General features: G+C 34.7%; 14 protein-coding genes, 1 tRNA gene and 1 pseudogene. 6 read left to right on the top strand and 10 right to left on the bottom strand.

Annotated features, from left to right (window positions below; translation table 11 throughout):
- The first annotated feature begins 7 nt into the window (after positions 1-7).
- Together FYC62_RS07850 and FYC62_RS07855 are read left to right on the top strand one after the other, a co-directional pair.
- Positions 8-532 (top strand): hypothetical protein, encoded by a 525-nt coding sequence (locus tag FYC62_RS07850; RefSeq protein WP_039447319.1) that lies wholly within the window; start codon positions 8-10, stop codon positions 530-532.
- A gap of 9 nt (positions 533-541) precedes the next feature.
- A complete protein-coding gene (locus tag FYC62_RS07855; RefSeq protein WP_039447322.1) occupies positions 542-1,705 on the top strand; it encodes a chromate transporter in 1,164 nt (387 codons plus the stop codon).
- Positions 1,706-1,708: 3 nt separating this feature from the next.
- Here FYC62_RS07855 and FYC62_RS07860 read toward each other — a convergent pair.
- The 7 genes from FYC62_RS07860 to FYC62_RS07890 all read right to left on the bottom strand — a co-directional run bounded on the left by FYC62_RS07860 (position 1,709) and on the right by FYC62_RS07890 (position 11,754).
- A tRNA-Cys gene (locus FYC62_RS07860) sits at positions 1,709-1,779 on the bottom strand.
- 9 nt (positions 1,780-1,788) lie between these two features.
- Positions 1,789-3,048, bottom strand: coding sequence for a YeiH family protein (locus tag FYC62_RS07865; RefSeq protein WP_039447325.1), 1,260 nt, complete (start codon positions 3,046-3,048; stop codon positions 1,789-1,791).
- 3 nt (positions 3,049-3,051) lie between these two features.
- The gene (locus tag FYC62_RS07870; RefSeq protein ID WP_039447327.1) at positions 3,052-4,479 is read right to left on the bottom strand and encodes a phytoene desaturase family protein; all 1,428 of its coding nucleotides are present in this window, start codon (positions 4,477-4,479) and stop codon (positions 3,052-3,054) included.
- A gap of 73 nt (positions 4,480-4,552) precedes the next feature.
- On the bottom strand, positions 4,553-5,932 hold the full coding sequence (locus tag FYC62_RS07875; RefSeq protein ID WP_205943821.1) for a hypothetical protein: 1,380 nt from the start codon (positions 5,930-5,932) through the stop codon (positions 4,553-4,555).
- Positions 5,933-5,949: 17 nt separating this feature from the next.
- The gene (locus FYC62_RS07880) at positions 5,950-7,281 is read right to left on the bottom strand and encodes a DoxX family protein (protein WP_149074555.1); all 1,332 of its coding nucleotides are present in this window, start codon (positions 7,279-7,281) and stop codon (positions 5,950-5,952) included.
- Between the two features lie 11 nt (positions 7,282-7,292).
- A complete protein-coding gene (locus FYC62_RS07885) occupies positions 7,293-8,408 on the bottom strand; it encodes a RagB/SusD family nutrient uptake outer membrane protein (protein WP_205943822.1) in 1,116 nt (371 codons plus the stop codon).
- A 265-nt stretch (positions 8,409-8,673) separates the two neighbouring features.
- Complete coding sequence (locus tag FYC62_RS07890) at positions 8,674-11,754, bottom strand: SusC/RagA family TonB-linked outer membrane protein (protein WP_149074557.1); 3,081 nt, start codon at positions 11,752-11,754, stop codon at positions 8,674-8,676.
- A gap of 398 nt (positions 11,755-12,152) precedes the next feature.
- On the opposite strand from FYC62_RS07890, the gene FYC62_RS07895 reads away from it, so the two are divergent.
- On the top strand, positions 12,153-12,590 hold the full coding sequence (locus FYC62_RS07895; protein WP_039447335.1) for an RrF2 family transcriptional regulator: 438 nt from the start codon (positions 12,153-12,155) through the stop codon (positions 12,588-12,590).
- 41 nt (positions 12,591-12,631) lie between these two features.
- Here FYC62_RS07895 and guaB read toward each other — a convergent pair whose 3' ends face one another.
- Positions 12,632-14,101 (bottom strand): IMP dehydrogenase, encoded by a 1,470-nt coding sequence (gene guaB, locus FYC62_RS07900; RefSeq protein ID WP_149074558.1) that lies wholly within the window; start codon positions 14,099-14,101, stop codon positions 12,632-12,634.
- A 170-nt stretch (positions 14,102-14,271) separates the two neighbouring features.
- On the opposite strand from guaB, the gene FYC62_RS07905 reads away from it, so the two are divergent.
- Both FYC62_RS07905 and FYC62_RS07910 read left to right on the top strand, forming a co-directional pair.
- Entirely contained in the window at positions 14,272-15,834 is a 1,563-nt protein-coding gene (locus tag FYC62_RS07905; protein ID WP_149074559.1) for a TlpA family protein disulfide reductase, read from the top strand.
- 7 nt (positions 15,835-15,841) lie between these two features.
- A complete protein-coding gene (locus FYC62_RS07910; protein ID WP_149074560.1) occupies positions 15,842-16,972 on the top strand; it encodes a TlpA disulfide reductase family protein in 1,131 nt (376 codons plus the stop codon).
- 29 nt (positions 16,973-17,001) lie between these two features.
- On the opposite strand, the gene FYC62_RS07915 is transcribed toward FYC62_RS07910, so the two are convergent.
- Together FYC62_RS07915 and FYC62_RS07920 are read right to left on the bottom strand one after the other, a co-directional pair.
- A complete protein-coding gene (locus FYC62_RS07915) occupies positions 17,002-18,273 on the bottom strand; it encodes a M16 family metallopeptidase (RefSeq protein ID WP_149074561.1) in 1,272 nt (423 codons plus the stop codon).
- Between the two features lie 6 nt (positions 18,274-18,279).
- Positions 18,280-19,515, bottom strand: coding sequence for a M16 family metallopeptidase (locus FYC62_RS07920; RefSeq protein ID WP_039447340.1), 1,236 nt, complete (start codon positions 19,513-19,515; stop codon positions 18,280-18,282).
- A gap of 125 nt (positions 19,516-19,640) precedes the next feature.
- Here FYC62_RS07920 and mqnC point away from each other — a divergent pair.
- Positions 19,641-20,764: pseudogene (gene mqnC, locus FYC62_RS07925) on the top strand (cyclic dehypoxanthinyl futalosine synthase).
- The last annotated feature ends 10 nt before the right edge of the window (positions 20,765-20,774 follow it).

The raw sequence follows: 20,774 nt of genomic DNA on the forward strand, positions 1-20,774 counted from the left end.
AGAAATTATGAAATACTGTATTTATTTAAAATCGGCTTTAAGCCTGATATTAATTAGCATTTGCTTTATTTTGGATGGCTATGCGCAAGAAAACCCAACTACATTTCCTAAAATCACAGGTTATGTAGGCATTCTACACCCAATAGCTACTTTAAATAATGATGGTTTACATACCAATTTTACTGATTATTATGTAGTTGGGATGCCAACGGGTATTAATATCTGGAAAACAGAAAAAATAGGCTTTTCTTTTGAAATCGTTCCGTTTATTAGAACAGAAAACGGCCTAAGTAGAGCTAACAATATCCTCATTCACCCTGGTATATTGCTAAAACTTAAACATGGCTTTACTTTGGTTAACCGGATAGCTTTTGAAACTTCTGGTAGGTACGGTTTTACACCCATCCTTAATAAAGTAATTAAGAAAAATAAACACAGCAATTATTTTATAGCCATGCCATTACCTGTAAGATTTGGTAACAATAATCCGGCTTCTGCTACTGTAGCTTTTCAATTTGGAATTGGTTTTTAAATACATAGAATGCAAAAAAAATACACACTTAAAGATATTGTTATTTATTTCCTCAAACTTGGCACTTGGGGCTTTGGCGGACCTGTAGCTTTGGTAGAATACATGCAAAGAGATTTAGTGGAAGACAAAAAATGGATTTCTCAGGAAGAATATAAAGAAGGCTTGGCCTTAGCACAGTTAGCCCCAGGACCACTAGCAGCACAGCTAGGTATTTATTTAGGCTTTGTACATTACAGAATATTAGGTGCAACATTAGTAGGTTTGGCCTTTGTACTACCCTCCTTTTTAATGGTACTCACTTTAGGTGTTGCCTATAAGCTTTACAGTGGTTTAGCTTGGATGCAAGCTGTTTTTTATGGCGTTAGCGCTGCTGTTATAGGTATTATTGCATTAAGTGCTTATAAATTAACCATCAAATCTATTAGCAAAATCAACCTTAAAGGTTTACAGGATAACTGGCTTTTATGGGTGTTTTACTTAGTTGGCGCTGTTAGTACAATTGTCTTACAGCGAGAAGAAATTCTATTATTCATATTAACAGGGTTGATTTATATGTTGGTAAAAGCTAAGCCCAAAAAGCTACAAAACACAGCAAATTTACCCGTTATTGCGTTTTACTTTTTACCTATAATTACCTATGCAAAAGGCACTTTACCTAAAATGGCCTTATTTTTCTTAAAAGCCGGAGCTTTTGTTTTTGGTAGTGGTTTAGCCATTGTACCTTTTTTACATGCCGGTGTAGTGCAAGAGTATAAATGGTTAACAGAAAATGAATTTGTTGATGCCGTTGCCGTTGCTATGATTACCCCAGGACCAGTAGTTATTACCGTAGGTTTTATAGGTTATTTGGTTGCTGGTTTCTCGGGAGCTTCAATTGCTGCGGGAGCAACCTTTTTACCTTGCTATTTGTTCACCATCTTACTAGCACCCTCTTTCAAAAAGATTTCTCAAAATCAGCAAATTAAACTTTTTGTTGATGGCATTACTGCAACAGTTATTGGTGCCTTGGTAGGTTCGGTTATTGTAATTGCTAGTCGCTCTATAATAGATTTAACTACTGTGATAATAGCCTTAGCATCCGTTTTAGGATTAATGTATTTCAAAAAACTAAAGGAACCCCATATCATTTTAATAGCGGCACTTATTGGTCTTATCCTTAAAAACTTACTTTGATAGACGCCGGGAGCGGATTCGAACCGCTGTACAAGGTTTTGCAGACCTCTACCTCACCACTCGGCCACCCGGCTTTATTAAATTTATCCAAACAAAAAGTAAGCAATCACTAGCGTTACCACTACATTAAATACTTGTGCTATTAAAAAAGCATAAAATGGTTGTTTACTATTTTCGGCAAATAAATCTTTAAAATTTGTTTCTAAGCCAATACTGGTAAAAGCTAAGGCAAACCATAATCCCTGAAGATTTTTTAAACTCCCTTTCACGGTAGACACCGTTTCTGTAGGTACTAAAAAGGAGAAAATTAAAGATGCAGCTATAAAACCAATAACAAACTTAGGAAACCTATCCCAAATAATTTTTAAGGTTGGCTTTTCTGGTCTTCCTGCTTCATTATTTTTGGTTTGTGTAAAAGACCAATAAATACTGATGGCAAAAGCGGCTAAACCTAGCAGTACATTCTGAGAGAACTTCACTATGGTACTTATTTTTAAGGCTTCCTCGCCCACCAAAGAACCCGATGCAACAACCGCCCCTGTGGTATCAATACTTCCACCAAGCCAAGCCCCTGTTACTTCTTGAGATAAACCGAAATATTGAGCTAAGTAAGGCATGAAAATCATCATCGGGATAGCTGTGATTAATACCATAGAAATTACATAAGACAATTTCTTAGAATTACCCTGAATAGCGCCAGATGTTGCAATAGCTGCTGAAACCCCGCAAATGGATACCGCACTAGAAATCATCATGGTTAATTCCTGATCTATTTTAAGCTTTTTACACAGCCAGAAAGCAAAATACCAAACCGATAATACCACCAATAAAGCTTGTACTAATCCTAAAGAACCAGCTTTTAGGATATCAGAAAAAATAACGCTGGTACCTAATAAAACTAAGCCAATTTTCACATAAAGCTCGGTAGATAAGGCTGCCCTAAACCAAGCCGGTATTTTAAAAAAATTACCGATAAGCAATCCAATAGATAAACTAAAAATAACAGCCTCTAAATTGATAGATTTTACAAAATCATTTCCTGCCAATAAAAGAGCAAGAATTGTTAACAAATACACCACAGGAAAAACAATAAGTAAATGTTTAATAGATTTCCCGGTAAGAAAAGCTCCTAGGATAGCAACCGCTATTACCAATACAAACTGCATAAGTAGTATTTCTAAATTTTTGATATTAAAGATATCTGTATTTAATACGGATAAAGATTCCCAATTGAAATTAGGAACTGGTAATAAAAAACCAAGAAGCGAAATAACAATGATGCTTGCTCCTAAAATAACAACAGCCCAATCTTCATGAACCCATTCTTTTTTAATTGTCGACATATTTTATAATAAATTGATTTTATAAATATCACTTAACACAGTTTTTGCTGCATGATAACCACACATACCATGCACACCTCCGCCAGGCGGTGTTGATGAAGAACATATATAAATTCTTTTAGATGATGTACGATAAGGCGAAATTTTTACCGCTGGCCTCGTATACAACTGAGCCAAATCAATGATTCCACCATTAATATCACCACCAATATAATTAGGATTATAAGCTTCCATTTGTACAGTATTCATACGATGTTTTGCTAAAATAGTATCCTTAAAACCAGGTGCAAAACGCTCTATCTGATTTTCTATAGCATCAGTCATATCCATAACAGAGCCATGCGGAACGTGGCAATAAGCCCATGCGGTATGCTTCCCTTCTGGTGCTCTACTTTTATCAAATAAACTTTGCTGAGAGAATAAAACAAACGGCTTTTCTGGGTGGATACCTTGAGACGAGCTTAATTCTGAACTTTCTATCTCTTGATAAGTATTACCTAAATGTACGGTTGCTGCTTTTTTACAAGCATCGGCAGTAAATGGTGTAGGATCGCTTAAAGCCCAGTCTACTTTAAAAACTCCCATACCATGTCGATAGCGTTCTAATTGCCATTTGTAAAGACTAGAAAATTCTTCGCCTGCAATGCTTAAAAGTTGCTTAGGCGTTACATCAAACAATACAACCTGATGCGGTGGCAACTCTTTAATATTTTTAACCATAATGCCTGTTTCTATTTTACCTCCTAAAGAAATAAAATAAGATGCTAACGCATTTGCAATAGCTTGCGAGCCACCTTTAGGAATAGGCCAACCATGTTTATGCCCTACGGCAGATAAAATTAAACCAATAGCTGCCGAAGCCCAGTTACTTAAAGGTTGTATGGCATGAGCAGACATTCCGCCCCATAAACCCTTAGCCTCTTTTGTTTTAAATTTAGCCGCTATAGCATTGGCAGACCTAATAGCATTTAAACCAAACTGAGCCAACAAAAAAGGATGCGATGGAAAGCTTAAAGGCCCCATGGTATCTTCTGCTATTTCATCCCAGTGGTTAACAACTGGCTGAATAAGTTTTAAGTAGGTTTCTTTATCCTTACCTAAATAAGATGCGGTCTCCTCAATAGATTTTGATAAAAAAGCGGCCTTTCCATCATCAAAAGGATGGGCTGCTGCTAGCGGAGCTTGAATAAACTCCAGTCCGTGTTTTGCTAAAGGTAATTTCGAAAAAAAAGGTGAACCCATTGCCATGGGATGAATAGCCGAACACACATCATGTTTAAACCCTGGCAAAGTTAATTCTTGTGTACGCATGCCACCGCCAATGGTATCTTTACCTTCTAACAACAAAACAGAAACCCCGGCTTGCTGCAGCGTTATTGCTGCAGCTAAACCATTGGGTCCCGAACCAACTATAATAGCATCGTATTTCATCTCACAGATTAAGGTGTTACAACCAAATTTTCTTTTCTGCCAGCATATAGCGGATAAACTTTGTCTCTTTTATCTAAAACAACATAAATAGAGTCTTTATACTGGTTTTTACCCCATAATATGATTCTGTTAGCTGATGGTCTTTGGTAATGAAGCGTAAAATTTTCATCCTTATAAACTTTATTCTTACTTTGGAAAGTAATCGTCTTTTTAATGGTATCAGCTTCATAATAAAATGTCTTCTGCCGCCACCTGTCCCGGCAGATTCATAGGTTCTATCAATATCTTTAAATTGTTTTCCTCTGCCTGCTTCTCCATGAATTAAGAAGATATTAAAAACAGTATAAGACATGGTAGACCATTTTTCAAAAGTTACATTTTGCCATCTTACTGAATCAACCGGAGAATATGGGACAATTTTATTATTCACTTTAAACTCTGTAACATCATACAAACCTCTTGAGTCCGCTAAACCGGGTCTTGATGGTACTTTATAAGAGTCGTATTTATAATTATGCCAATGTAAATAAGCACTCAACACAAAAAAGAACAGGAATACAAAGCTTTTAAAAGTTATTCTAAAGTACTTTTGTAGAGGTGTTTTAAAATCGTGGTAATATAAATTAGGCTTAACATCTTTTTGGAGAACAAGTAAAGTCCAGATATTTTTAAGATAAGGCCATAGTACAAATGCACCACCTAAAGTAAAAAAAGCAGCAGCCAAGTGTATGCCACCATCATAAGCATGATTAGCAAAAGTTATATTACCAATCATTGCTAAAGATAAAGCCGCCCCAACTGCTCTGGTAGGCTTAAAAAGTAGAAAAAGCATAATCAGAAGCTCGGCTAAGCCCGCAAAAACTTCGTAACCATGAACAAAGCTAAATTGTATCCAATACAGCTTTTGAGCAGTAAAATCGCCAAAAGGTGTATTCAACTGCGTTAAGGCTAAATCTGGCATTTGTGTAGGAAAGACCTTGGAAAAAGTTAAACCTTGCAGTTTAATCAGCATGGCATAACTTACACCTACCAATAAGAAATAGTATAAATTTCTGTAATGCTTACGCTTTTGATCTAAGAAGCCCCAAATAAAGGCCCCAATTATCCCAATACCTAAAGCTAAAAACCAGTTGATATAGCTTGCTAATCCATAAATTCCTTCTTTAGCAGTTATCGTTAAAAAAGAAGTATTGGCATCTTTTAAAGAGCCTTTATCAGCCGCTCCGTCAAAAAGAGGTTTAATTTTAATGGGATTAAAGGAAGAACCGCTCAACCTCCCAATATCTCTAATATGTAAATTGGCCCAATCCGTAGTGAACCATCCTTTATAGTAATCTAGCTCTAAAGGCACTATGAGCAGGAAGAAAAAAATAAATGACACCCTAAAAGCCCATTTTTCAAAGGCTGACCAAACAGGTTCTTTGTTTTCTAAAAATATATCTGTTGTATTCATTTTGATTGATGTTGGGGTTATAGTTTAACAGATTTTCTTCTGCCTTCTAATAACATATACTTCTTGTTTATTTTATCTAAAACAGCATAAACAGAATCTTTCTTCTCATTTACACCGCTTAAAACCAAAGTAGAATCATTTAAAAAGCGATAACTTAACTGGAATTTTTCTGAAGCATGGTTTTTGTTTTTATTTTGTAGAGAGAGCTTTTTAGAAACAGTATCTGCCTGATAGGCAAAATAATGTCTGCCTCCAACACCAGCCGATTCGAAATTTCTATCTATATCATTTGTATGATAAACATCCCCGAAAGAAGTATCTATTTTTACTGGTTTAGCAATTTTAATACTTATGGTAGCCCATTTTTCAAAAACAACATTTTGCCATCTATTTGTATCTGAGGTAGTGTAAGGAATAACTACGCCATTGTACTTAAACTCTCTTACATTATAAAAGCCATAAGTTCCTTCTAAACCTGTTTTTTTAGGCAATTTATATGGCTCTTTAATATAATTAGCATAAGTGCTTACTCCCAAGACTATGAGAAATATAAATACAGATCCTTTTAATGTTGTTCTTAATCTTTTAAGCCCAAGAGTAGTATAAATAGGCTCAAACTTGCTAGCTATGGTGTATTGCTCTAAAACCAATAAGCTGTAAAGTCGCTTAGCATCATAAATCAATAAAAATAATGCTATCACAACTAGATATAAACTATAAACCTCTTCGCTAGCATCGTAAGCTATATTAGCTGCAAAAACATTTCCTGTAAAACCGGCAATAATACCTGCGCCAAAAGTGGTAGTTCTTCTAAATAATAAGAGTGTACCAGCTACTACTTCTATAGCACCTAGAAAAATTTCATAGCCTTGAGTGATACCTAACGTATGAAAATAAATCTTCCACGCTAAGAAATCACCATAATTGGTATGCATATTACTTAGCGAAGGAAATGGCATTTGTAGCGGAAAAACCTTTAAAAAACCATAAGCGATGATACCAATAGCTAAACGATAGCGCAAAATTACCCTTAACCAATAGTACAGACTATCGTAATTGCAATTAGTATTGCTAAAAGTCCAAATTATAGTAGCTAGAGTAGCTATGAAGCCAGCGAAAAGCCAATTCTGATAACCTACTAATCCAAAAAATTGTGGAGCATATTTGGTTAAACTAAATAGACTATAAAAGTTAAAAGTTGCCCAATTTATATTAAAAAGTTCTTGATAAAACTTCCAATCTATGGGTACAACCAAGATAAAGAAGTAAATAAAGAAAAATCTAAGTAGTATTTTTTCATAACCTTTCCAGTCGGACGAATCATGATTTGAAATATTTAGAAAACTCATAGGTTTTATAATTAATAATCAGGGTTTTGTTCAAGATTTTTATCTAATTGAATCTGAGCCACAGGAATAGGAAAAATATATTCATGCTCTTCCACTTCAATATTGCTATCTAAAGCTTCTAAAACTGTTTTAGCCCTGCCTGTTCTGGCTAAATCAAACCAACGGTGTGGTTCAAAAGCAAACTCATACCTTCGCTCTTCTTCTATTGCTTGTAATATTTCTTGCTGCGTAACCGCTATTGAAACGGGAAGTTCTGCCCTGTCTCTTACCAGATTTAAATCTGCTAAAGCACCATTAGTAATACTTAAATTATTTTGTTGAGCTCTTGCCTCTGCTCTTATTAAATACATTTCTGAAATTCTAAAGATATAAGCAGGATCTGTAGCTGGTAACCTATAATATAAATTACCAAACCAAATACGGGTATTATTTTGTACAACACTACTGATTAAAGCACTTCTTCCACCGCTAATAGCTGGATTATTAAGAAGTGAAACAAATCTATCATTTGGTGCATACCTGTAAGTACCACCTCTGGTAGGATGTTGCATTTGTGCTCTGGTTGCATTAGGGTTAATAGCGCTATATTGCAGTTCAAAAATAGACTCTCTGGTACCCACAACATTATTGGCAAACCAAGCACTATAAGGCTTAACCAAGGTATAATCTGCTGATTTTTCTATCAGCTTGGTGGCATATTCCTCGGCTAAAGCCCATTCTTTTTTGTAGAGGTGTAATCTCGCTCTTAAAGCCCAAACTGTTCTTTTTGTGGCTCTTATTCTATTAACCGCATCAGGTAATAATGCTTCCGCATCTTGTAAATCTGCTAGTACTTGCGCATAGGTTTGGGCTAAAGTACTTCTTCTAATATTTGGCCTTTCTTGTAAAGATACCGTAGGCTCTAAAAATAATTGTACACCACCCCAAGCTCTAGCCAAATCAAAATAGGCTAATGCTCTTATAAACTTGGCTTCTCCTATAATCTGATTTTTTAGGTTTGTGGTAAGCGTAGGGTCTTGTACTGAAGGTACTTTAGTAATAACATGATTAGCTCTGTTGATGGTATTGTAAATAGCAGACCAAGCTGTATTAAACAATACTTCATCTGTACGGAAATTAATGTTCACCAAATTTGCTGCCCCACCAGTAGTTAAATTTCTAATATCAGCACTAGGGAAAAAACCTAAAGTAACATAAGTCTCGCCGTAATAACCGGATGAACTTAATTGCCTATAAACACCTCTTAACGCTGTTTCACTAGATCCTTTATCATAAATAGGATCTAAATCTGATACGGCATTTAAGGGCTCTGTCTCTAAAAACTTCTCGCAAGAGGAAAATAAAATAGAAAAGAGAATAATATATATTTTAAATGTTTCATGATACTCATATTTAAAGGGTGAGATTTAAACCAAACTGAACTGTACGTGGTTGTGGAGGTGTACCATAATCGTAACCTTGGATATTTCCTGTTCCTAGATTAGATTCAGGATCAGCCCCAGTATACTTCGTAAACAGAAGCAGATTATTACCCGTTACATAGAATCTTAGCTTATCTATTTTAGCTCTTGCTGTAAGTGTTTTGGGTAGCGTATATCCTAAGGTTAAGGAACGCAACCTTAGAAAAGATGCATCCTCAAAAAACCTACTGTTTTCTTGTCTGGCGTAATTAGCTGCTGTTAATTTAGGTACATCAGTAACTTGGCCAGGGCTTGTCCAACGGTTTAGCTGACTTGCTAACAAAACACGGTTAGCATCTAACGTACCACCTGTTTCTCCCAACATTCTATTATGGTTCCATAGATTATTTCCATAAGAGAAAGTAAAGAACACGCCTAAATCAAAGGTTTTATAATTGAAATTATTCGTAATCCCTCCAAATAATTTAGGCCAAGTACTTCCTAATATTTGTCTGTCATCAGCAGTAATTCTACCATCCTTATTAAAATCATCAAATACAGCATCACCAGTATTAGGGTCTACATAAAGCTGTTTATACAACCAATATGAGTATAACTCTTTTCCTTGTTGTAGTCTTATTAAATCTCTTCCTGCAAAAGGGATATCAGCCGGTATTCTTTCTATCGTATTTTTATTTTGAGCCAGATTTAAATCGGTTTTCCAAGTAAAGTTTTTAATCTTGACATTGGTAGCATTTATACCTAACTCGAAACCTTTATTGCTAATTTCTCCAAAATTGGTAATGTAAGATGAAAAGCCAGATGTAGCAGGAGTGGCAACCAGTAACAAGGCATCTCTGGTATATTTATTATAGTAGTTAAACTCTATGTTAATTCTGTCATTTAACAACCCTATATCTAAACCTGTACTAAACTGACTTGTTGTTTCCCACTTTAAATTAGGGTTAGCAATTTGTAAAGGAGCAGTTCCGGGTAATTCTGCGCCTCCTAAAGCATCGGCATAGCCAAAACCGCCTGTCCATAAACCATTAGATGCAAAATCATTTATCCCACCTTGGTTACCAGTTGTACCGTAACTTACCCTTAGTTTTAGATTAGAAATTGTACTTAAATCTTTTAAGAAATTCTCTTCATGAATACGCCAAGCCCCACCAACAGAAGGGAAATATCCCCATCTATTATTTTCTCCAAACCTTGATGAACCATCTGCCCTGATGGTAAATTCGAAATAATACTTTCTTTTAAAATTATAATCTGCCCTCGAGAAAAACGATGCTAAAGTACTATTAGTCGTAAACTGAGATGCAGTTTGTATAGCTGCTGATGATATTTGTGTATAAGAGTTATTAGGGAAATTTGTTCCCGTAGCCGATACGTTTTTAATCTCAGCGCTTTGCAAAGTATTACCAATCAATACACCAAAACTGTGTTCTTTTGATTGATTACGATAAGATAGGGTTTGCTCATTAATAACAGTGGTAGATTGAGTAATACTTTGTGTACCTCTGCCTCCACTGGCTCCTAAAATTGTTCGAGTATCCCAATATTCGTTCTCTTCATAATTATTATAATCAGCACCAAAAGTAGAACGAAACTTAATTTTGGGTGTGATATCATAATCCAGATAAACATTACCAACATAATGGTAGCTGTTAGACCAAAGATTAACTGTATTGGTTAATACAGCAATGTTATCAAAATTTACCCACCTTAATGGCGAACCATCTGCAGCAAAAATTGGTAAGTAGGTTGGGATATTTAGAGATGCTTGTAATAGCGTTCCGTTACCACCGTTTGCAGGTCTTGCTTGGTCTCGATAGCTTTTAGACAAGCTATTACTTGTACCAATGGTAATTTTATCATTTACTTTTTGATCTAGATTTACTTTAAAACTTGCTCTATCAAAACCCATAGGTTTCCAAATAGATTCTTGATCTGTAAACCCAGCACCTAAATAATATCGTGTTTTTTCTGAACCACCGTTAATAGATAAATCATAGTTACGTAAATTAGCTGTACGATTTAAATAAGCCATCCTATCAAAAGTGGGTTGCTCCTGAGGTAAACCTCTTCCCGGTACATTATTGATAATTTGATTAACAGGCCTGAATGGTTCTGGTAAACCTGCATTTCTGCTGTACTCATTCACTAAAATTGCATGTTGCTCGCCTGTAGTTGTTTTCCAAACCCTATCAGCCGGAGCCCAACCCAAACCTTCGGAAGCGTTAAAAGAGATACTTGGTTTTTGCCTGTAATTACCTCGTTTTGTAGTAACAATAACTACCCCATTAGCCCCTCTAGAACCATAAATAGCTGTTGCTGTGGCATCCTTTAAAATCTCTATACTTTCTATATCAGCCGGATTTAGATCTGCCAAAGGCGATGTTCCTCTATCTTGTGATATGTTTTGAAGACTTACATTATTAACAAATACACCATCTATTACATAAAGAGGGTCGTTACTGGCATTAATAGAAGTTGCTCCTCTCACCCTGATGAAAATATCAGAACCAGGAACCCCCGTGTTACTGCTGATTTGTACGCCCGCAGCTTTACCTTGCAACTGGGCATCAAAACTTACTTCTGGTATGGTTTTAACATCAGCAGGATTAATTTTAGAAACAGAACCTATTAAGTCTTTTCTATTTTGCGTAGCATATCCAACAACCACAACATCACTTAATTGTCTTCTATCTTCTTGTAATTCTATGGTTATAGGGGTTGTGGTTGCAACAATCCTAAGTTTTTGATAACCTAAATAGCTTATGATTAAAGTTACTGGAAGCTTCTGACCCGTAACAAAATTGAACCTACCTGCTGCATCTGTTTGTGCATTATGGGTAACACCTTCTAATTGAACTAGCGCACCCGGTAGCGGTTCTTTAGTTTGTGCATCTATTACTTTACCACTTAAGGTTGCATTAATGAGCGGTTTGGTTTGTACTTGAGCTTGTAAATAGCTCGATGTAAATATTATAAAAAGAAATAATAGGAATTTCTTGGACAAAGCTATAGCGCAAAAAGACTTTATAGCTTTTTCATAATTTTGCATACTTTTACTAAGGTTTAATTGAACATTTATGCAGGCGACAACGCCAATTGAGGACCTGCATGATTAAAGTTTTAGCCAGGGGGAATATGCTATCATGTTCCCCTTTTATTTTTTCAGTATCAACACATCATTTTTAATCCTCCCGTGTTTTGTTTTAAAATCTTTTTCTGATGCAAATATAGAATTAAAATAATAATCTACAAATTTTATAGATTATATAGTCTTTATATACTTTATAAGTTAAACAAGATTTAAGATTTCAGTATAAAACCTTAAAAAACAATCAAATAAGAATTATACACAAAATCTATTGAAACAAATCTTATTAATTAATGGGTTATTTTAGTAGATTTAAAGTTCTATTACTTTTAATTCTTACCCATAATAAAGAATAAGTTTTGTTAACCAAAAAAACTAAATACGCAGTAAAAGCACTAATTGCACTCGCTAGAAGTGAGGATAATAAACCCATGTTAATTGCAGAAATTGCAAAAAATGAAGGTTTACCCAAAAGATTTTTAGAAGCTATTTTATTGGATTTAAAACGTGGACAAATTTTAGGTAGCAGAATGGGAGCTGGTGGTGGTTACTTTTTAATGAAGCCAGCATCAGAAATTATGGTGTCTTCTATTATTAGGATTTTAGATGGTCCAATTGCCCTATTACCTTGCGTAAGCTTAAATTTTTATCAGCGTTGTGAGGAATGTAAAGATGAGGTTACTTGCAGTATACGCGAAATGATGCAAAAAGTAAGAGAAGCTACCGTAGGCATCATGGATAATACCAGTGTTGCCGATTTGGTAAGAAGAGAAAAAGAAATGTTAGGAAGTTTATAAAAAGTCCATGGACCATAGTCAATAGTCCATGGACTAAAAAATTACCTACTATAATTAGGCGCTTCTTTCGTAATGGTAATATCATGAGGGTGAGATTCTCTGATACCTGAAGCTGTTATTTTCACAAATTGTGCTTTTTGTAAAGTCTCTATATCTTTAGCACCGCAATAACCCATACTTGCTCTTAAACCACCTACGTATTGATGCATCACTTCCATTAAAGTTCCTTTATAAGGCACACGCCCCACTATACCTTCTGGAACTAATTTTTTGATGTCATCTTCTACATCTTGGAAATACCTGTCTTTAGAACCTTGCTCCATAGCCTCAACAGAGCCCATACCACGGTAAGATTTAAACTTACGTCCTTCGTAAATGATGGTTTCGCCTGGTGATTCCTCTACCCCTGCAAATAAAGACCCGGCCATAATAGAACCCGCTCCTGCTGCAATGGCTTTGGCTATGTCTCCAGTATGTTTAATACCGCCATCAGCAATAACAGGTACTCCGGTTCCTGCTAAACCTTTTGCTGCTTCGTAAACAGCATATAATTGAGGTACACCCACACCAGCAATAATTCTGGTGGTACAAATAGAACCCGGTCCAATACCAACTTTTACAGCATCGGCACCAGCATCAGCTAAAGCTTTAGCACCTTCTGCGGTAGCCACATTACCAGCTATAATTTGTAAATCAGGGAAAACCGCTTTAACTTCTTTTAATTTATCTATAACGCCTTTAGAGTGACCATGGGCTGTATCAATAGCAATAACATCAACACCAGATTTCACAAGGGCTTTAACACGATCTAAAGCATCAGGCGTAACACCAACTGCTGCACCAACACGTAAACGACCATGCTCGTCTTTACAAGCTTTAGGGAAATTTTTGAATTTTTGGATGTCTTTGAAAGTGATTAATCCGCTTAGTTTACCATCTTTACTAATAACCGGCAGCTTCTCAATTTTATAATCTTGTAAGATGATTTCGGCCTGACCCAAAGTTGTACCTTCTGGCGCTGTAACTAAGTTGTCTTTAGTCATCACTTCTGTGATGTTACGATCCATGTCTTTTTGGAAGCGTAAATCGCGATTGGTGATGATACCTACCAAAACATTATCAACAGAAACTACCGGAATACCGCCAATTTGGTATTCTTTCATAATTTTAAAAGCATCAGCAACTTTAGCATCTTCTTGTAAAGTAACAGGGTCTTGTATCATCCCACTTTCTGATCTTTTTACTTTACGTACTTCATCAGCCTGAGCTTCAATACTCATGTTTTTGTGTAGAATACCAATTCCCCCAGCCTGTGCTATAGCAATAGCAAGGTTAGCGTCTGTAACGGTATCCATAGCCGCAGAAACAATAGGAACGTTAAGCTTTATTTTCTTGGTAAGATAAGTTGAGGTATCAACTTCACGTGGTAAAACTTCTGAATAAGCCGGTACTAAAAGTACATCATCATAGGTTAAACCTTCGGCTAAAAATTTATGTGGATCTAATTGCATAGCAAATAAATTAGGGTGCTTTATTTGCCGCACAAAGGTAGATTATTTTTTTGGGATTGGAAGAATTTCTTTTTGATGAACTAAAAATTATACCTAATTAAAATTTTAAAAAGAAATGCTGATAAGAAGAACTTATTTAATATATTGAATTCAACAAAACCTACCCCAAAATGAGAAACAAAGAAAATACTACGAAATTCAAATGTATAATTTTATCTATTGAAAAGTCATCTTATACCTCTTGGATATTCATCCTTATAATCTTTTTATCAGTTCAACAATCAGTTGCTGTGACGCAATACCACCCTATCATAGTAGCAGGTAAATCAAAAATAACAGGAGTAATAAAAAATCTTAGTCCTTCTGCAAGAGATAGCATTTTCGTACATATTGCAGTTCCAAATCCTATTTCAGGTGAGACTGTCAAATATAAAGCAATAGTTGACCAGTCTGGAAAATTCGCTATTGATGCTGAAGTAGAAACAAATAATACACTCATTTCTCTGTATACCAATATAAATCCAAGTAAGTATTTTTTTCTTAAACTAACAAATGGTGGTATTACTCATGTTGATATTACCTATAATTCCAAAAATCAGATTGATAGCATAAATACTAATCTTGACATGAATCAAAATGATATAGTTAATGGAATGGAAGTATTAGGTAAAATAATAAGTCATAAATCTGGTAGAAAACCTCAATCTCTATATAATGAAACGCCTGATTATTTTCTTAATTACGCCAAAACTATCTTATTAGGAAGATTAGAGATTTTAAAGAGTAACACAGATATTTCGGAAGAATACAAAGAAATTTTAGCTAAAGATTTCCACTTATTCTTGTATAAATCTCATGTATTTAATTACGAAGATGAGATGATGTTGAATTATCGAAACACTAATGGAGGTAAAAGCGATAAGACTGACTTTATTAAGATTGATAGAACATATTATCGTTTTCTAAAAGACTTCAATCTTAATGACCCACAATATCTAAATACTCCAACTTTCTTAGAATTTCAAAAAGAAATTTTAAGAAATGAAATCTTAAATCTCCCTCTAATAGAAGAACTTGACATCCCCTCTTGGTTAAGTAAAGTAAAAGCTACCTTATCTGATTTAGTTGGATTTAACGATGGTCAATATTATGATATTTTAGCTGCTAATGCCTATGCCAGACAGCTAAATGAAGAATTAAGACCTCTTAGCAAAAAGCAGAAAGAAAACATCTCAAACTATTGGGGAAATGGAGAAATTGCAAAGATACTCTTTAGAAAAAACCAGCAAGTTGTTGAATTAGATAAATTCAAAGCTCCTGTTGTTTTAAATGATGTCTCATCGGTTACCAATGAAAAGTTAATAGCAACAATTCTTTCTAAGTACAAAAATAAAGCCGTTTTTATTGACCTCTGGGCTACTTGGTGTGGGCCTTGTCTGGATGCTATGCAAAGATTTAGAAATACCAAAAATCAGTTTAGAGATAAAGATATTGTGTTTGTTTATTTAACAAATGCCTCTTCACCAAAAAAATTATGGGAAGAAAAAATTAAAGGAATAGGAAATGAACATTATTACCTTACGAATAGTCAATGGGAATACATCATGAATATGTTTAAGTTTGAGGGTATTCCATCCTATCTATTATATGATAAAAAAGGAATACTTGTCAATAAATTTACCGCTTTCCCTGAAAGTGAAGAAGTAAAAGAAATGATTGATAATTTATTGTAAGAAATCCATGTCTAAAATCATTCTCATAACCTTATTTTACGTTTTATTTTTTGGACTTAACTCCTTATCACAACCTAAAACCTATAATTTCACAATTGAAGGAACTTCAAATATTGAAAAAGGAACCATAATTTTAGAATTGGCAGCAGACTCTAGTCTTTATCCAGAAGAATTAAGAAATATCAAAGCTGATGTAATTAATGGTAAATTTGAAATAAAAGGTAATATACCCCATCCTCTCGCCTATCGTATATCTTATGGTGATAGAGCTTATTTATCTGGACTATTTGTTATTGATAAAGGTTATCAAAAAATAGTACTTGATACACTTTTAAACAAAAAAGTCCCACAGATTTCTAACAAAATCATGAGTCATGATTATCAAAATTACCTAAATCATTTTCAAGAATTAACACAGCAGTATAACGCTTTAAATAGTAAATGGGATAGTATTAAAACGCAAACAAACAATAAAATTCCTACAGAAATTAACACGCATCTAAATCAAGAATTAAAAAGACTATACCGCTTAACAGATAGCACCTTACTAACTTATGTAATCAAAAATCCTGATTCTTATTATGCTTTTTGGAGATTAGCCGAACTTCATCAATTTGGCTTCGAAAGCACATTCTTCACTATCTTTAACAGCTTTGATAAAACCATCCAAAATTCTTTTTCTGGGAAAAATCTCTATCAAAATCTCTTAAAAGGGAATGAATTATCCATAGGGAAAAAGATACCAAAATTTATAGCATTAAACCAACAAAACGATGCCCTTTCTTCCAACTTTTACCAAGAGTACAAATACACTTTAGTAGATTTTTGGTATAGCAACTGTGGACCATGCATCGCTCAATTTAAAGAGCTAAATGAAATTTACACCAAGTACCACCAACAAGGCTTCGAAATAATAGGCATATCTACAGACCGTCAAAAAGAAAAATCTAAATGGATAGCTGCCATTCATAAACATAAACTCTTATGGCCGCAATATTGGGATATTGATGGAAAAGAAAGCTCGATGTTTTCTATTCAAGCTTTCCCAACCAATTTATTAATTGATTCTACTGGAAAAATCATAGCAAAAAACATCAAGCCTTCAGAATTATATATTTTCTTAAATAAGTCACTTTAGATACAGCTCATATAAAATTAAATCTCTTCCTAAACCTTCCCTACAATTACCTTATAAAATTGGTCAAAATCCCAATATTTATTAGCTAATTCTAATAATTGTGGCGCATTAATGGTTTTAATGGTATTGATATAATTTGTATAATATTCATAATCCTGATTAAAGAAATAAATATTCTTAAACTTATCGGCATGTGAAAAAGCATTCTCTAAGCTGCCTAATAGACTTCCTAAAAGATAATTTTTAACCAAGGCTAGTTCTTCATCACCAATTAATTGGGTTTTAAGGATATAAACTTCCTTTTCTATTTGTACCAAAGTGTCAGCACAAACATCGGTACCTACCTCAGAAGCAATAAAAAAGTATCCGGCTTGTTCTAAAGATACATTTGCAGAACCTATACCATAAGTATAACCTTTATCTTCTCTGATATTAGCCATCAATCTGCTACCAAAATATCCGCCTAAAATTGTATTTAGCACTTGTAAAGCAGGAAAATCCTGATGTTTCCTATTGATAGAAGGCATCCCGATTCTTATAGCTGATTGTAAAGCCTGTGCTTTTTCTATGTAATGATATTTCTCATCCGCAGCTTTAAATTCAACCGTGTTAGGTTTAAAAGCAACATCGCTTTTCCATGCACCAAAAAGGCTATTTAAAAGCGTTAAAATATCTTCATTTACCTTCCCAGAAACCACTATGGTGCAATTTTCTGGATGATAAGTTTGCTCAAAATGCTGTCTTAAATCTGCTTGATTTAAAGCATCATAATCTTCCAAACTTGATGAAAAACCATAAATGGTATCACCAAAAATAGCCTTGCTAAACTGTCTTCTTGCTAAAAAATCGTTCTTTTCTAAGCTTACTTTTAACTTTTGTTTTTGATTATTGATAAATGTATCAACTTCCTTTTCAGGATAAACAGAATCTGTTAAAACTTCTTTGATAATAGGTAAGGTATTTGGCAAATGCTTATTTAAAGAGTAAAGCACAACCGCAGATCGGTCTAAACCATATTCGGTTTGAAAAAATGCGCCATAATAATCTATTTTATTAGCAATCTCTGCTCCGCTTAAATTACTAGTACCATCGTTTAACATGGTATTGGCCGCTAATGATAATAGTGGCTTTTGAATATCCCAATTAACATTTTTGAAGATAAACTCTATCCTTACCAATTCTTGATCACCAGCATTGATGATGAAAACCGGAATCTCATTAGCTAATTGATGCTTGCTGGCTTGTATAAAATGTATATCCTCAATATTTTTAAACTGAGGCGCTGTGTTTCTATCTAACATGGTGCTTTATTTAGCTAAATAATATAATGTAGTGGCTTGTTCTTTGGTAAACAATTGCTGTGCTTGCTCTTGAATATGAGCCGCTGTAACACTTAAATATTTGTCAACTTCAGTATTAAAAAGTGAAGCATCTCCCATTAACTCATAAAAAGCAATATTCATGGCTCTGTCTAGCAAACTCATTTCAGAAAAAGTTAAGGTAGACTCAAACTTATTCTTCACTTTAGTTAATTCATCATCAGCAACCCATTCTTTTTTAAGCTGTTCTAGCTCGGCCCAAATAGCTGCTTCTGCGGTTTCTACACTTATACCTGGGTTTAACCTGCCTTCAACAATGAACATACCTTTATCTAAACTGCCAAAATTATAAGCATTAATATCACTAAATAACTGTTGCTCTTTAACTAGGTTACGGTATAACCTTGATGATTTCCCTTGAGACAAAATATCCGAAATTAAATCTATAGCCGGATATTCCTGCTCCATTTTCCCTGGCATTTTAAAAGCTTTATAAATTGCATTTAAAGGAACATCAGCATATACAGTTTCTTTAACTTCTGCCACTTGCTTAGGTTCTTCAGGTAAGTTTCTATGGTATTTTTCCCCTGCCGGGATGGGCCCAAACCATTTCTCTGCCAGCTCTTTAACTTTTGCTTTATCAACCGCTCCGCCTACTACCATAATAGCATTTTGTGGGTTATAGTGCTTTTTGAAAAAAGCTTTTACATCAGCCATTTCGGCATTTTCTATATGCGATAACTCTTTACCTATGGTTGCCCATTGGTAAGAGTGCTTTTTGTAAACTAAAGGACGTAGTTTTAACCAAACATCGCCGTAAGGCTGATTAAGGTAACGCTGCTTAAATTCTTCGCAAACAACATTTTTTTGTACCTCTAAGCTTTTTTCAGAGAAAGCTAAACTCAGCATCCTATCAGATTCTAGCCAAAAAGCAGTCTCTAAATTTACCGCAGGTAAAGTGATATAATAGTTGGTGATATCGTTACTGGTAAAAGCATTATTTTCGCCTCCAACACGCTGTAAAGGCTCATCATAAGAAGGTATATTTATAGAGCCCCCAAACATTAAATGTTCAAATAAATGGGCAAAACCCGTTTTGTCCGGATGTTCATCTCTAGCCCCTACATCATATAAAATATTTAAAACAGCCATGGGCGTAGTATGGTCTTCATGTACCAAAACTTTTAAACCGTTTTCTAAAGTAAATCGCTCAAAATGAATCATAAAAGAATTTATAAACAAACAGTAAAATTGTATATATCTGGTGGATTTGTTGTCAAGACATAGTCAACAAAGTTTAAACTTAATGATTTCTAAAACAAATCAAACTGAATAAAGTATTTTTGTATATGAATGTTGCTGAATTATTAAGCAGAGCGTTAAACTTTGAGTTTTTATCGCTAGAGGAAGGAGTTTACTTATATCATGAAGCCAGCACTCCAGAGCTCATGTACGTTGCTAACGAATTAAGAAAAAAACAAGTTCCACATGGCAAAGTTACCTGGCAAATAGACCGTAATGTAAACACCACCAATGTTTGTATTGCCAATTGTAAGTTTTGCAATTTCTTTAGAAGACCGGGGCATGATGAAAGTTATATCACAGATATAGCAACTTATAAACAAAAAATTGAAGAAACTTTTCGCTTAGGCGGAGATCAATTACTCCTTCAAGGTGGGCATCACCCAGATTTAGGTCTACAATTTTATGCCGATTTATTTAAACAGCTTAAAGAGCTATATCCTACTTTAAGACTACATGCTTTAGGCCCCCAGAAATTGCCCATGTTTCTAAGCTAGAGGGTATGAGCCATTATGATGTACTTAAAGCTTTAAAAGAAGCTGGTTTAGACTCTTTACCGGGTGCTGGAGCAGAAATTTTAAATGATAGAGTAAGACGCTTAATTTCTAAAGGTAAATGCGGCGGACAAGAATGGCTTGATGTGATGCGAGCAGCTCATAAACTTAATATTGCAACTTCTGCAACCATGATGTTTGGCCATATAGAAACCATAGAAGAACGTTTTGAGCATTTGGTTTGGATAAGAGAAGTGCAGGCAGAAAAACTCGAGGGAAATTATGGTTTTACCGCTTTTATTCCTTGGCCTTTCCAGGATGATGGTACGCTACTTAAAAAAATAAGAGGCATCACCAATGATGTTACAGGCGATGAATACATCAGAATGATAGCTTTATGCAGAATCATGCTTCCTAACGTCAAAAACATTCAAGCATCATGGTTAACCGTTGGTAAACAAGTTGCCCAATTATGTTTACATGCAGGTGCTAATGATTTTGGCTCTATCATGATAGAAGAAAACGTTGTAAGTGCTGCTGGCGCTCCGCATAGGTTTACATCAAACGGTATAAAAGAAGCTATTAAAGAGGCTGGTTTTGAGCCACAGCTAAGAAATCAGTTGTACGAGTGGAGAACCGAGGAAAAAGACATCCTTCAACAAGAAATTAACTATTAATTTTATTTTT

Source organism: Pedobacter aquae, from assembly GCF_008195825.1.
Lineage (GTDB): Bacteria > Bacteroidota > Bacteroidia > Sphingobacteriales > Sphingobacteriaceae > Pseudopedobacter > Pseudopedobacter aquae.

Coding starts and splice junctions, on each gene's coding strand:
- FYC62_RS07850 (WP_039447319.1), top strand. CDS start 8: ATGAAATACTGTATTTATTTAAAATCGGCTTTAAGCCTGATATTAATT.
- FYC62_RS07855 (WP_039447322.1), top strand. CDS start 542: ATGCAAAAAAAATACACACTTAAAGATATTGTTATTTATTTCCTCAAA.
- FYC62_RS07865 (WP_039447325.1), bottom strand. CDS start 3,048: ATGTCGACAATTAAAAAAGAATGGGTTCATGAAGATTGGGCTGTTGTT.
- FYC62_RS07870 (WP_039447327.1), bottom strand. CDS start 4,479: ATGAAATACGATGCTATTATAGTTGGTTCGGGACCCAATGGTTTAGCT.
- FYC62_RS07875 (WP_205943821.1), bottom strand. CDS start 5,932: ATGAATACAACAGATATATTTTTAGAAAACAAAGAACCTGTTTGGTCA.
- FYC62_RS07880 (WP_149074555.1), bottom strand. CDS start 7,281: ATGAGTTTTCTAAATATTTCAAATCATGATTCGTCCGACTGGAAAGGT.
- FYC62_RS07890 (WP_149074557.1), bottom strand. CDS start 11,754: ATGCAAAATTATGAAAAAGCTATAAAGTCTTTTTGCGCTATAGCTTTG.
- guaB (WP_149074558.1), bottom strand. CDS start 14,101: ATGCAATTAGATCCACATAAATTTTTAGCCGAAGGTTTAACCTATGAT.
- FYC62_RS07905 (WP_149074559.1), top strand. CDS start 14,272: ATGAGAAACAAAGAAAATACTACGAAATTCAAATGTATAATTTTATCT.
- FYC62_RS07910 (WP_149074560.1), top strand. CDS start 15,842: ATGTCTAAAATCATTCTCATAACCTTATTTTACGTTTTATTTTTTGGA.
- FYC62_RS07915 (WP_149074561.1), bottom strand. CDS start 18,273: ATGTTAGATAGAAACACAGCGCCTCAGTTTAAAAATATTGAGGATATA.
- FYC62_RS07920 (WP_039447340.1), bottom strand. CDS start 19,515: ATGATTCATTTTGAGCGATTTACTTTAGAAAACGGTTTAAAAGTTTTG.